At 45.9% G+C, this 13,490-nt stretch carries 15 protein-coding genes; 3 read left to right on the top strand and 12 right to left on the bottom strand.

The features are described from left to right. Positions 1-585 carry a superoxide dismutase [Fe] gene (sodB, locus tag QMY49_RS03135; protein WP_005444665.1) on the bottom strand — a complete coding sequence of 195 codons (585 nt, stop codon included), beginning with the start codon at positions 583-585 and terminating at the stop codon, positions 1-3. A gap of 242 nt (positions 586-827) precedes the next feature. Here sodB and QMY49_RS03140 point away from each other — a divergent pair, with 242 nt between their 5' ends. Together QMY49_RS03140 and QMY49_RS03145 are read left to right on the top strand one after the other, a co-directional pair. Continuing rightward, positions 828-1,163, top strand: a complete 336-nt coding sequence (locus tag QMY49_RS03140; RefSeq protein WP_005444666.1) for a Grx4 family monothiol glutaredoxin — start codon at positions 828-830, stop codon at positions 1,161-1,163. Between the two features lie 75 nt (positions 1,164-1,238). Next, entirely contained in the window at positions 1,239-1,868 is a 630-nt protein-coding gene (locus QMY49_RS03145) for a DsbA family protein (protein ID WP_005444667.1), read from the top strand. Positions 1,869-1,957: 89 nt separating this feature from the next. Here the strand turns inward: QMY49_RS03145 and QMY49_RS03150 are convergent, their stop codons facing one another. Beyond that, on the bottom strand, positions 1,958-3,283 hold the full coding sequence (locus QMY49_RS03150; RefSeq protein WP_005444668.1) for a Na+/H+ antiporter family protein: 1,326 nt from the start codon (positions 3,281-3,283) through the stop codon (positions 1,958-1,960). A 28-nt stretch (positions 3,284-3,311) separates the two neighbouring features. Continuing rightward, entirely contained in the window at positions 3,312-3,956 is a 645-nt protein-coding gene (gene rnt / locus QMY49_RS03155) for a ribonuclease T (RefSeq protein WP_009698519.1), read from the bottom strand. 356 nt (positions 3,957-4,312) lie between these two features. On the opposite strand from rnt, the gene motY reads away from it, so the two are divergent. Beyond that, on the top strand, positions 4,313-5,194 hold the full coding sequence (motY, locus tag QMY49_RS03160; RefSeq protein WP_005444670.1) for a flagellar protein MotY: 882 nt from the start codon (positions 4,313-4,315) through the stop codon (positions 5,192-5,194). A 109-nt stretch (positions 5,195-5,303) separates the two neighbouring features. Here the strand turns inward: motY and QMY49_RS03165 are convergent, their stop codons facing one another. The 9 genes from QMY49_RS03165 to rsxA all read right to left on the bottom strand — a co-directional run bounded on the left by QMY49_RS03165 (position 5,304) and on the right by rsxA (position 13,332). Next, complete coding sequence (locus QMY49_RS03165) at positions 5,304-5,738, bottom strand: DUF2753 domain-containing protein (RefSeq protein ID WP_005444671.1); 435 nt, start codon at positions 5,736-5,738, stop codon at positions 5,304-5,306. Between the two features lie 136 nt (positions 5,739-5,874). Further along, complete coding sequence (gene gloA, locus QMY49_RS03170) at positions 5,875-6,291, bottom strand: lactoylglutathione lyase (protein WP_239910732.1); 417 nt, start codon at positions 6,289-6,291, stop codon at positions 5,875-5,877. A gap of 32 nt (positions 6,292-6,323) precedes the next feature. Further along, complete coding sequence (gene nth / locus QMY49_RS03175; RefSeq protein ID WP_005444675.1) at positions 6,324-6,965, bottom strand: endonuclease III; 642 nt, start codon at positions 6,963-6,965, stop codon at positions 6,324-6,326. 79 nt (positions 6,966-7,044) lie between these two features. Next, positions 7,045-7,737, bottom strand: coding sequence for an electron transport complex subunit E (locus tag QMY49_RS03180; RefSeq protein WP_239910731.1), 693 nt, complete (start codon positions 7,735-7,737; stop codon positions 7,045-7,047). Beyond that, positions 7,730-8,368 carry an electron transport complex subunit RsxG gene (gene rsxG / locus QMY49_RS03185; protein ID WP_005444679.1) on the bottom strand — a complete coding sequence of 213 codons (639 nt, stop codon included), beginning with the start codon at positions 8,366-8,368 and terminating at the stop codon, positions 7,730-7,732. The genes QMY49_RS03180 and rsxG overlap by 8 nt, the downstream gene beginning before the upstream one ends. Before the next feature lie 7 nt (positions 8,369-8,375). Next, positions 8,376-9,422 (bottom strand): electron transport complex subunit RsxD, encoded by a 1,047-nt coding sequence (gene rsxD / locus QMY49_RS03190; RefSeq protein ID WP_009702728.1) that lies wholly within the window; start codon positions 9,420-9,422, stop codon positions 8,376-8,378. Continuing rightward, complete coding sequence (gene rsxC / locus QMY49_RS03195) at positions 9,422-12,148, bottom strand: electron transport complex subunit RsxC (RefSeq protein ID WP_283312755.1); 2,727 nt, start codon at positions 12,146-12,148, stop codon at positions 9,422-9,424. Before rsxC ends, rsxD begins: the two co-directional genes overlap by 1 nt. A gap of 8 nt (positions 12,149-12,156) precedes the next feature. After that, a complete protein-coding gene (gene rsxB / locus QMY49_RS03200; RefSeq protein ID WP_005444686.1) occupies positions 12,157-12,750 on the bottom strand; it encodes an electron transport complex subunit RsxB in 594 nt (197 codons plus the stop codon). 3 nt (positions 12,751-12,753) lie between these two features. After that, positions 12,754-13,332, bottom strand: coding sequence for an electron transport complex subunit RsxA (gene rsxA, locus QMY49_RS03205; RefSeq protein ID WP_005425202.1), 579 nt, complete (start codon positions 13,330-13,332; stop codon positions 12,754-12,756). Positions 13,333-13,490: the final 158 nt, after the last annotated feature.

The following is a 13,490-nucleotide window of genomic DNA, read 5'->3' on the forward strand; positions in this document are numbered from 1 at the left end:
TTACTTCGCTAGGTTCTCAGCTACGAAATCCCAGTTTACAAGCGCCCAGAAGCCGTTCATGTAATCAGGACGTACGTTGCGGTAATCGATGTAGTACGCGTGTTCCCACAGGTCAACAGTTAGAAGTGGAGTCGTACCTTCTTCTGTTAGAGGTGTAGCAGCGTTAGAAGTGTTAACGATTTCTAGAGAACCGTCAGCTTTCTTAACTAACCAAGTCCATGAAGAACCAAAGTTGTTGATTGCTGCGTCAGTGAACTTCGCTTTGAATTCTTCGAAAGAACCGAATGCAGCGTTGATTGCATCAGCAACTGCACCAGTTGGCTCGCCGCCCGCGTTTGGCGCTAGGCAGTGCCAGTAGAACGTGTGGTTCCAGATCTGTGCTGCGTTGTTAAATACGCCACCAGTAGAAGTCTTGATGATCTCTTCTAGTGTTTTGCCTTCGAACTCAGTACCAGGGATAAGACCGTTTAGCTTAACAACGTAAGTGTTGTGGTGCTTACCGTGGTGGAAATCTAGAGTCTCTGCAGAGATGTGTGGTTCTAGTGCGTCTTTCGCGTAAGGAAGAGCTGGTAGTTCAAATGCCATTGCTCGATTCTCCATAGATATGAAAGGGTTACCTTTCGATTGCTTCCAGTGTTTTTATTTATATGTAGTCGTTACGACTGACTTGAAAAGTATTTTAGCAAGTTTTTACTTTATTAAAACCCCGATATGAAAATATTTTAAGAGGAAAGGGGCAAAGACTTACTAATTATATGGTTTTTATTCTGTGTTTATTGAGTAGAATGTGGCAATAATTAAAGTTCACGTCCATGAATGAGGAAGCGATGGAAACTATCGATAAAATCAAACAGCAGATCTCTGAAAACGCAATCCTGCTGTACATGAAAGGATCACCGAAACTACCTAGCTGTGGTTTCTCTTCTCAAGCAGCACAAGCTCTAATGGCATGTGGTGAGAAGTTCGCTTACGTAGACATTCTACAAAACCCAGATATCCGCGCTGAGCTACCAAAATACGCTCAATGGCCTACATTCCCACAACTGTGGGTTGAAGGTGAGCTGATCGGTGGTTGTGACATCATTTTGGAAATGTTCCAAAAAGGTGAACTTCAGCCTCTTATCAAAGAAGCTGCGGCACGCGTTGAAGGTGACGCTGAGTAATTCGTAAATACTCACATTTGGCGATAGAATACAAAGGAGCCGCATTGGCTCCTTTTTCTTTTTTAGGTTAGTGGAATGAACTTGAAGCTTTACTACGTACATGATCCAATGTGCAGCTGGTGTTGGGGCTACAAACCAACCATCGAAAAATTGAAGCAGCAACTGCCAGGTGTGATTCAGTTTGAGTATGTTATGGGTGGGCTTGCGCCAGATACTAATCTGCCGATGCCTCCGGAAATGCAGCAAAAGATTGAACAGATTTGGAAGCAAATCGAAAGTCAGCTTGGTACCAAGTTTAACTACGATTTCTGGACGTTGTGTACACCAGTACGTAGTACTTACCAATCTTGCCGTGCAGTTATCGCTGCAGGTTTCCAAGACTCTTATGAGCAAATGCTGGAAGCGATTCAGCACGCTTACTATTTACGTGCGATGCCTCCTCATGAAGAAGCAACCCATCTGCAACTCGCAAGAGAGATTGGCTTAAACGTCCAACAGTTTAAGAATGATATGGATGGCACTTTGCTGGAAGGTGTTTTCCAAGACCAACTCAGTCTTGCAAAGAGCTTGGGTGTTAGTTCTTACCCGAGTTTGGTACTGCAAATTAACGACGCTTACTTCCCGATTGAAGTGGACTATTTGTCGACAGAAAATACGTTGAAGCTTATCCGCGAGCGCATCATCGACAACATGCCAGCGCAGTAAACTGAAACTGGTTTTCAAAGCCCAAATAACAAAAAGCCGCTCAATGAGCGGCTTTTTCGTAACGAATTGTATCCATTTAAATGATGCGACTACAGCACCATTGCAGCAATCCAACCGAAGATGATCAAAGGGATGTTGTAGTGGATAAATGTCGGCACTACGGTTTCCCAGATGTGCTCGTGCTGACCATCTGCGTTTAGACCCGATGTTGGACCTAACGTTGAATCAGAAGCCGGAGAGCCTGCATCACCTAGTGCTGCTGCTGTACCTACTAGTGCGATTGTCGCCATCGGTGAGAAACCAAATGCTAGTGAAAGCGGCACATAGATAGTTGCAAGGATTGGAATCGTAGAGAACGATGAGCCGATACCCATTGTTACCAACAGACCAACGATCAGCATTAATAGTGCTGCAAGAGGCTTGTTGTCACCGATGCTGGTTGATAGCGATTGTACAAGCGTCTCAACGCCGCCGGTTTGCTTCATTACTGCAGCGAAACCTGCCGCCGCAATCATGATGAAGCCAATCATTGCCATCATGTGTACACCTTTAGTGAACACGTCGTGCGTCTCTTTCCATGCGATAACACCACCGAAAGTGAACACCATGAAGCCAGCTAGTGCACCGATGATCATTGAGCCCGTGTATAGCTGTACGCTTAGCGCAGCAAGAATACCTAAGCCTGCAACCACAATATGTTTTTTGTTTAGCTTCTCTTCAGATTCTTGAACAACGGTCAGTTCAGTTTCTTTGTATTCACGAGGCTTACGGTAGCTAAAGAAGATTGCAGTTAGAAGACCAAACAACATACCCGCGCCCGGCAACAGCATTGCCGTTGGAACTTGGCTTGCCACGACATCTGTTAGACCATTGTCATGTAAGTTCTTCAATAGGATGTTGTTTAGGAAGATGCCACCAAAACCTATTGGTAGAACCATGTATGGCGTGATCAAACCAAAGGTAAGCACACAAGCAACCAAACGACGATCCAGCTTCAGCTTAGCGAATACGCCCAAAAGAGGTGGAATCAAAATTGGAATGAAGGCGATATGTACCGGAATCACGTTTTGAGATGACATGGTAACAAGTACAAGAGCAACCAATACTGCGTATTTTAGACCCGTAGTCGACGCAGAGCTCTCTTTACCATTTAGGCGTTTGATAACGCTTTTTGCCAAAAGGTCAGTGATGCCAGAACGAGAAATTGCAACAGCGAAAGTACCAAGCATTGCGTAGCTTAGCGCGATAGTCGCACCGCCACCCAGACCGCTTTCAAATGCAGCAACGGTATCCCCAAGGCTCATGCCTGCAACAAGGCCACCAACGATGGCACTAAACGTGAGGGCAACCACCACGTTCACGCGCATCAATGCTAACACGAGCATGACGCACACAGATATAACGACAGGATTCATACTTTTCCTAATATGTTGTGTTTACTTATTATTCTTCGTCTACAAGCGGCCAACCGCCTAGGGCCTTCCATTTGTTGACGATGCCACAGAATAACTCTGCAGTTTGTTGTGTATCGTAGAGGGCTGAGTGTGCCTCACGATTGTCGAATTCCATCCCTGCTGCTTTACATGCTTTAGCGAGAACAGTTTGACCATAAGCAAGCCCACTTAATGTTGCGGTATCAAAAGTGGCAAATGGATGGAAAGGGACTCTTTTAAGTTTACAGCGTTCATTCGCTGCATTAACAAAACCTAAGTCGAAAGCGGCGTTGTGTGCAACCATGATGGCACGCGAACAGTCTGCTGCTTTTTGTTCTTTGCGAATCAGTTTGTAGATTTCTTTAAGTGCTTCTTGTTCGGAAACTGCACCGCGAAGAGGGCTGAATGGGTCACGAATGCCATTAAACTCCAGCGCTTCTTTTTCTAAGTTCGCGCCTTCGAAAGGTTCGATATGAAAATGAATGGTTGAGGCAGGATGCAGATCGCCATTTTCATCCATACTTAGGGTGACGGCGCAGATTTCTAAAAGTGCATCAGTTTGAGCATTGAAACCTGCGGTCTCAACGTCTACTACCACTGGAAAATAACCACGAAAACGCTTTTTCAGGGTTAGAGCTTCATTTTCTATTGTCATGTTGGCTTATATTTGTGTGACGAAGGCTGCATTATTGCAGATTCTACCGATGAGAAAAACCGCAATTTGGGAGAAATGTAGAATTCTATTCCCCATTAACCAGTGAGGGTTATAACCAAAAACAAGGGAGCTGGTCACCTGTTATTCTCGTGATGTTATTTACCATTTTATACCCAAGTCATTCTCGCTGAAGCAAGCATCTCGATGTTACTTGGGTATATGCACTTGCCAAAGTGAGCGTTAACTCCTTATAACCACTTGTAAATTCCATGTTGGCGGGATTTTTGCATTGTTCTGCATGTTTTCAATTGATTCAAGTAAGCGGCAATAGACTGCCGTTTGAGAGATGTACCTAGATGAATAAATGGCTAGTAACCAGTGGTATCGTGATGTCTTTGCTTAGCGCAAACAGTTTTGCGTCGATGGGCAAGCGTTATGTCGCCACACCGCAACAATCACAGTGGGAGATGGTGATAAATACGCCATTGGAGTGCCAGCTTGTGCATCCTATCCCTGGGTTTGGTGATGCGGTATTTTCGTCTCGTGCGAGTAAAAAGATAAACTTGGATTTTGAGCTGAAGATGCGTCGACCTATGGGTGAAACACGTAATGTCAGTTTGATTTCTATGCCTCCTCCATGGCGTCCCGGCGAGCATGCTGATCGCATTACTAACCTCAAGTTCTTCAAACAGTTTGATGGTTATGTTGGTGGGCAAACCGCTTGGGGCATTCTTTCTGAGTTAGAAAAGGGACGTTACCCAACGTTTAGCTACCAAGATTGGCAGAGTCGGGATCAGCGTATTGAAGTGGCGTTGTCATCGGTACTATTTCAGAACAAATACAACGCGTTTAGTGACTGTATTTCTAACTTGTTGAAGTACAGCTTCGAGGATATTGCGTTTACGATCCTTCATTATGAACGCCAAGGGGATCAGCTCACCAAAGCATCGAAGAAACGCTTATCGCAAATCGCAGATTATGTGCGTCACAATCAAGATATCGATTTGGTGCTGGTGGCGACCTACACCGATTCAACTGACGGTAAGAGCGCAAGTCAAAGCTTATCGGAGCGACGTGCTGAATCGCTGCGTACTTACTTTGAGTCTCTTGGTTTATCTGGTGATCGGATTCAGGTCCAAGGTTATGGTAAGCGTCGCCCGATCGCAGACAATGGCTCACCAATTGGCAAAGATAAAAACCGTCGCGTAGTGATTTCACTTGGGCGAACTCAGGTTTAATCTGACATTTGACACAATAAAAAACGCCAGAGAATAAAATCTGGCGTTTTTGTCGCTATTTGACGTTGTTTGAATACTATTGTTAATCGTATTGGCTTATTGCCGAAAATTAGTTGAGTCGGAACTTGGCGATAATCTCACAATTCGTCGCGGTATCAATCTTCTCAACTTGTTTGGCAATCGTTGGATTTGGATGGCGTTTCATAAAGTCAATCAAGGCTTTTGTACAGCATCCAATTGAATCAATAAAGCTTGCGCAATCTTTGTTTGGACACTGAGGGATCAGTGTCAGTACTTTTTCAGACGCTAACTGAAGGTATTTGAGCTCGTACTCTGTATCACCTGCCCAACGCCAAAACTGAGCTAGGTTGTGGCATGAAATCACCGAAATCAATAGTCTCTCATCGGCTTCTATTTCCACGCATTCGCTAATATCTTCACTCAGGCTAAGGGCTTGCTGGTAATGAAGAATGCTGCGAACAGGGTCATCTAGTTGAAGTGCTGTATCGGCTAGAAGTGTGTGTTTTTCCCATTCACTGATCATTATCGTTATCCCACATATCGATGTTGCTGACAAATCTAAACGATAACTATTATCAAGTAAAGCAATTTGTTTATAAACAACAGGCAGGTCTCAGACCTGCCTGCAACAACATAACATGTTTCAATAGAGAAAGGGATTAACCTTCTAAACCTGCCGAAGCTTGTTTATTTTGAATCAGTTCTACCATGTAACCATCGGGGTCTTTGACAAAAGCGATGTGGGTTGTACCGCCTTTAACTGGACCCGGCTCACGAGTTACGTTCCCACCTGCCGCTTTGATCGCGTCACACGTTGAGTAAATATTGTCTACACCGATCGCAATGTGACCAAATGCAGAGCCTAGGTCATACTCAGTTGTGCCCCAGTTGTACGTTAGTTCAATGACAGCTCCTTGAGACTCATCTCCGTAGCCAAGAAATGCAAGGGTGTATTCGTACTCTTTATTTTCATTGGTACGAAGCAATTGCATGCCCATTACTTCAGTGTAGAACTTGATAGATTTGTCTAAGTCACCCACGCGCAGCATGGTGTGAAGAATTCGACCGTTTGACATTTTTTTGCTCCTAGCGATTGTTTCAGACAGGGTTATTCGTCTGGATACACTTTATCTTTGAATTCACACAGGTCTTCGATGATACAACTACCACAACGCGGCTTTCGTGCAACACAGGTGTAGCGACCATGAAGGATCAGCCAATGGTGTACATCAAGCTTAAACTCTTTTGGCACCACTTTAAGAAGTTTTTCTTCCACATCGTCGACAGTTTTGCCCATCGCAAACTTTGTACGGTTCGAAACACGATAGATATGTGTATCTACCGCAATTGTTGGCCAACCGAATGCGGTGTTCAGTACAACGTTAGCTGTTTTACGACCCACACCGGGTAACGCTTCAAGCGCTGCGCGATCTTCTGGCACTTCACCGTTGTGTTTTTCGAGCAGGATCTTACAAGTCTTAATGGTGTTTTCGGCTTTTGAGTTAAACAGACCGATGGTTTTGATGTATTCCTTTAAACCATCGACGCCCAAATCAAGAATGCCCTGCGGTGTGTTGGCAACTGGGTAGAGTTTATCTGTTGCTTTGTTCACACTTACGTCTGTCGCTTGCGCAGAAAGTAGTACGGCGATAAGGAGTTCAAACGGAGTGCTCCAATTGAGCTCCGTTTGAGGATTAGGATTGTTTTCTCTTAATCGTTCGAGAATTTCAATTCTTTTGACTTTGTTCATTGCTGACTTCCAAACCCGTCTTTGCGGTTTATGAAAAAGGCCCTACGAGTGGTAGAGCCTTGATTTTAGAATTTTTACATTATGCGTTAGTTACGCGAGCACGCTCAATGGCTGGTTTTTCTTCTTTTGGCTGACGTGACTGAATTGAGCTATCGATAACATTTTTCAACGCTATCAAAAGTCCTACCCCGATGAAAGCGCCTGGTGGTAATAATGCAAGTAGGAAGCTGCTATCGAAGTGGAATACTTGAATGCGCAGTGCTGCAGCCCAATCGCCAAGGAGTAGGTCTGCACCATCAAACAGGGTGCCATTACCGATAAGTTCACGCATTGCGCCAAGTACAACCAGTACAGTTGTCATTCCCAGACCCATCCAAAAACCATCTAGTGCTGCTGGCAGTGGATCATTTTTAGATGCGTAAGCTTCCGCACGACCAATGATAATACAGTTGGTTACGATCAGAGGAATGAAAATACCAAGAGATAGATACAAGCCGTAGGCATAAGCATTCATGAGCAGTTGAACGCAAGTTACCAAAGAAGCAATGATCATAACGAAAACGGGAATACGGATTTCTTTTGGTACGTAGTTACGAATCAGTGAAACCGTCACGTTCGAACCGACAAGCACCAACAAAGTCGCAATACCCAAACCAAGCGCGTTGGTAATGGTGGAAGAAACCGCAAGTAGAGGACACAAACCCAGAAGTTGCACTAGGGCTGGGTTATTACTCCACATGCCGTTTTTCATTAGCAGTTTATTTTCACTCATGGTTGCCTCCTGCGCAGTCTAGGGGCTGGTTCAGAATCTCATCACGAGATTTATTAACATAGTTTACCGTGTTTCTTACCGCTTTCACTACCGCGCGAGGGGTAATCGTAGCACCAGTGAACTGATCGAAATCGCCACCATCTTTACGAACGCGCCAAGAATTCCAGTTACTTTCTGTCACTTGTTTACCCGTGAAACTCAAAATCCAGTCGGTAACACGTAAATCGATTTTATCGCCCAACCCCGGTGTTTCTTGATGGCTTAGGATACGAGTACCAAGGATCTTGCCTTGGTTATCGATGCCAGTGATGATTTTGATTTCACCGTTGTAGCCATCTGGAGCGATGGATTCAATCGCCATTGCCGTTGGTTGACCATCTTTAGTTGCGATGTAAGTTGGCATCGCTCGAACCGTACCTAGATCGGGCGCTGACACCATCGTACACGCTGTAACAAGATTGTTGTCATGCATTTCTTCCGGAATCACTTGGTTAAGAACCGACAGCAATTGCTTTTGTTCCTGAAGTTTAATTTGATCTTTTGTTAGGTACTGAGTCAGTGCCACAAGACCGGTTGTAGCACAAGCGAAGATCGCAAGTGTCAGACCATTTTTTCTAATAGCGGTTAACATGTTTACCTCAGTGACCGTAAGTTCTTGGTTTGGTGTAGTAGTCGATCAACGGTACACACATATTGGCAAGCAGAACGGCAAAGGCAACGCCATCTGGGAAACCGCCCCAACTACGAATAATAAATACCAATGCACCAATAAGCGCACCAAAAATCAAACGACCTTTCACGGTAGTGGATGCTGATACAGGATCAGTTGCGATAAAGAATGCGCCCAACATCGTAGCACCCGAAAGTAGGTGGAAGATTGGTGAAGCAGTTTCTCCTGGCGTGATTAAGCTAAATACTGTGCTAAACAGCGCCAAACTGCCTAGGAAGCCAACAGGAATGTACCATTGGATGATGCGCTTTTTGATCATAACCAGTCCACCGACTAAGTAAGCAAGGTTTACCCATTGCCAACCGATACCAGCAAGACCACCAAACATAGGTTGTGATAGCACTTCACTTGGTGTCGCACCAGTGTGGATACCGGTTTTAAATGCGTCTAATGGGGTTGCCATTGTCACGCCATCCACTCCAGCGCGAACTTGTTGTAGTGACAAGCCATCAAAATCATAACCAGTGAAGATCAGAGATAACGCGTCTGCAAAACTAACGTGCTCAGACATCAATGAAACAGGTGCGCTCCAACTTGTCATCTGGACAGGGAAGGAGATAAGTAGCACCACGTAGGCGACCATCGCTGGGTTAAATAGGTTTTGACCAATACCACCGTATAGGTGCTTCGCGATCACGATGGCAAAAATCAAGCCGATGACCATGATCCACCACGGAGACCATGGTGGGATAGCAACGGCTAATAACCATGCTGTCACGATGGCACTGTTATCACGAAGTGCACGCATTGGTGAACGCTTACGCACAAGCATGACTAGCGCTTCTAGCGACACCGCGACCGCAATAGCGAACACAAGTTGAATGATGGTGCCCCAACCAAAGAAGTAGGTTTGAGCCACTAAGCCAGGAATTGCACACAGCGCTACCCATTTCATCAAATCAGGCGTACTACGACGGCTGTGAGCGTGTGGTGAACTGGCAATAAAAAACGACATTACTCGTTCTCCTCAGTATTGTTCTTATTCGCTTCTTGCTGAGCCTTACGCGCTTTAGCGCGGGCAATGGCAGCGGCAACTGCAGCTTTCTTTGGATCCACTTCTGGCTCTTCAGAAGGCGCTTCTTCAACGGATTCAGATTGTGCTTCTTGCTGAGCCTTACGTGCTTTAGCGCGGGCAATGGCAGCGGCAACTGCAGCTTTCTTCGGATCCACTTCTGGCTCTACAGAAGGCGCTTCTTCAATGGATTCAGCTTGTGATTCTTGCTGAGCCTTACGTGCTTTAGCACGAGCAATCGCAGCGGCAACTGCGGCTTTCTTTGGATCTTCAACTTGTTCAGCAGGAGCTTCAGTTTCTACAGGTTCTGTAGAGTTTTCTTGCTTAGCTTTGCGCGCTTTTGCACGAGCAATCGCAGCGGCAACTGCGGCTTTCTTTGGATCTTCAACTTGCTCTGCAGGCGCTTCCGCTTCAACAGATTCTGTTTGTGCTTCTTGCTGAGCTTTGCGTGCTTTAGCGCGAGCAATGGCTGCGGCAACAGCGGCTTTTTTCGGATCTTCAGCTTGTTCAGCAGGAGCTTCCGTTTCTACAGGTTCTGTAGAGTTTTCTTGCTTAGCTTTGCGCGCTTTTGCACGAGCAATCGCTGCAGCAACTGCGGCTTTCTTCGGATCTTCCGCTTGTTCTGCAGGTGCTTCCGTTTCTACAGATTCAGTTGATTCTTCTTGCTGAGCTTTGCGCGCTTTTGCACGAGCAATCGCTGCAGCAACTGCGGCTTTCTTAGGATCACCGCCTTGCTGTTCAGACGTTTCTGATTCTACAGGTTCGGTTGAATCCTCTTGTTGTGCTTTTTTCGCTTTAGCTCTGGCGATAGCTGCCGCGACGGCTGCTTTTTTGTCACCAGCTTCAGCAGGTGTTGATGTGTCTTCTTGCTGAGCTTTCTTGGCTTTTGCACGGGCAATAGCGGCTGCAACTGCAGACTTCTTATCGTCAGCATTATCCTCAGATGTGTCACCTTGCTCTTTTTGTGCTTTACGCTCACGAGCAATACGTTTGCGCTCTTCGCGTAGCTTCGCCATTTCTGAGTTATCAGGCTCCGCTGCACCAGATTGAGCCGCCGCAGCTTGTTTTGCTTTTGCTTTGGCAATCGCGGCAGCAACCGCTGGTTTCACTGCTGGCTCGGCTTTCGCTTCAGCGTTCTCTTTTTGCGCTTTCACACGAGCGATCGCTGCAGCAATCGCATCGTCACCGCCAGAGGCTTTCATGTCTTTACGACGATCATCCGCGGCTTTCTTGAAGCGATTCTCACGTTCTGCTTTTTCGCGTTCCATACGCGCTTTTTTCTCTTCAAAGCGCAGTTTAGCTCGTTCAGCGGCTGCCGCTTCTTGAGCGCGAGTACGGATTTCAGCTTTCGCTTGACGATAATATTGAACCAGTGGAATCTCACTTGGACACACAAATGCACACGCACCACATTCAATACAGTCTTTTAAGTTCAGCTCTTCCAGCTTGTCGTATTCTTGGCTTTTCGCATACCACTGGAGCTGCTGTGGCAGTAGTGAGGCAGGGCATGCCTCAGCACATTGGCTACAACGAATGCATTCCATTTCGTGTTGGTCAGAGGCGATCTCACGACGTTTCGGTGCCAGAATACAGTTTGCCGTTTTAGTGATAGGAACCTGAGCGTGAGGTAGGGTAAAGCCCATCATTGGACCACCCATGATCAGACGCTGCAGCTTTTTATCTGCTTTATAGCCAAACTCATCTAAAAGCGCTTGTACTGGCGTACCAAGAAGCGTCCAAACGTTACGTGGTTGTTTGAAGGTTTTACCTGTAAGCGTCACGATGCGATTGACCATAGGTTCGCCATCGATCACTGCACGTTTAATTGAGTATAGAGAACCAACGTTTTGAACCAGGATGCCAATATCTGCAGGGATAGCACCGCTAGGAACTTCTTTATTGGTCAAAATCTTGATGAGCTGCTTCTCACCACCAGAAGGGTATTTGGTTGGGATAACGCGGATCACGATGTCTTTGTTCATCGCCGCTTGTTCCAGTGCTTTGATTGCTGCTGGCTTGTTATCTTCAATACCGATGATGGTCAGTTTTGGCTTAAGGATATGCTCGACGATCTCGATCCCTTGGATCAATTCGTCAGCATGTTCTTGCATGAGTTTGTCATCGGCGGTGATGTAAGGCTCACATTCGGCTGCGTTGACAATAAGAATTTCGGTACGTGCGATACCCGATTGGATCTTCTTAGCAGTAGGGAAGCCTGCGCCACCCATGCCAGAGATACCAGCAAGGCGAATCACATCGATTAACGCATCAGCGGATTCTTGAGTGTAATCGGCAACGGGCGTTTTCTCACACCAAGCATCGTTACCATCAGGTGTAATCACTGCGCACAGTTCGCTCAAACCCGATGGGTGAGCAACGGTTCGTGGCTCAATAGCCGTCACTTGACCGGAAGTTGGTGCATGAACCGGAACGGTAAAGCCACTGTCTGACGCCGTTAGTTGCTGACCTTTCAACACCTTGTCGCCAACAGCAATCAATAGATTACCTGCTTTACCTATGTGTTGTTTTAGAGGTAGGACGATTTCCGACGGAATGGCTGCATGAACCAATTCAGTTTTGTTGGATTGCTTTTTGTTTTCTGCCGGATGCACGCCACCTGGGAAATCCCATAGCGAACCAGTACGAATTTGTTCAATCAAAGACAACATACGAAACCTTATTTAATTGAATCAGTCACGTTCGCTGCACTGGCAGCATCCGTAATGTTAACTACTGGAATAGCGTTAAGCTTCCACTTCCAGCTCTCTGTGGTAGTTTCCACAGGAATCATTTCAATACAGTCAGTTGGACAAGGAGCAACGCACAAGTCACAACCGGTACACTCGTCTTTGATAACGGTATGAAGGGCTTTAGTACCACCAACAATCGCATCGACAGGACACGCTTGAATACACTTGGTACAACCGATACACATGTCTTCATGGATGAAAGCAACGGTTTTGACTTTGTTGTCGAGATCGTGTGCCGACTCTTCCGCTTCGACGCCCATCAAATCCGCCAGTTTTTCAATGGTCGCTTGACCACCTGGGGGACACTTGTTGATTTGATCGCCGTTAGCAATCGCTTCTGCGTACGGACGACAACCTGGGTAGCCACACTGACCACACTGAGTTTGAGGAAGAATAGAATCGATTTGATCGACGATCGGGTCGGCTTCTACTTTGAAGCGAATCGACGCAAAACCGAGTATGGCCCCAAATACAGCGGCAAGCGCTGCAAGGGCAATGATCGCAATTAAAATAGTACTCATTGTCTACTTCACCAAACCAGTAAAGCCCATGAAGGCAAGAGACATAAGACCTGCGGTGATCATTGCAATCGAAGCACCTTTAAAGGGTACAGGTACGTCAGCTGCAGCAATACGTTCACGCATTGACGCAAATAGGATCAATACCAAAGAGAAGCCAACTGCCGCACCAAAACCGTAAATGATCGATTCAATGAAGTTGTGGTTTTCATTGATGTTAAGCAGGGCAACACCCAAAACAGCACAGTTCGTTGTAATCAATGGTAGGAAGATACCCAACAGACGATAAAGCGTCGGGCTGGTTTTGTGCACGACCATTTCGGTGAACTGTACTACAACAGCGATCACCAAAATAAAGCTCATGGTTCGTAGATATTCGATGCCCAGTGGACGTAAAACATAGCTTTCCACTAAGTATGCACACACAGACGCGAGCGTTAGTACAAAAGTTGTAGCTAAGCCCATGCCAATTGCTGTTTCCAGTTTTTTAGACACGCCCATAAAAGGACACAAGCCTAAAAACTTCACCAGTACAAAGTTGTTCACCAGCACAGTGCCGACCAACAACAAAATATATTCGGTCATAGTTATTACGTTCTTAAAATCCGATCCCAATATTATCGTGTTTTGTGACACCAATAACAACCAAAGAACGGTGTGGTTTTATGCACCCGATGGAAAATTATACGTGTATGTGATGTGAGTGGATGGATTAATAAGAAATTGAAAAGTTTGGTGAATGG

Origin of the sequence: Vibrio harveyi (assembly GCF_030060435.1) — a bacterium.
GTDB lineage: Bacteria > Pseudomonadota > Gammaproteobacteria > Enterobacterales > Vibrionaceae > Vibrio > Vibrio harveyi.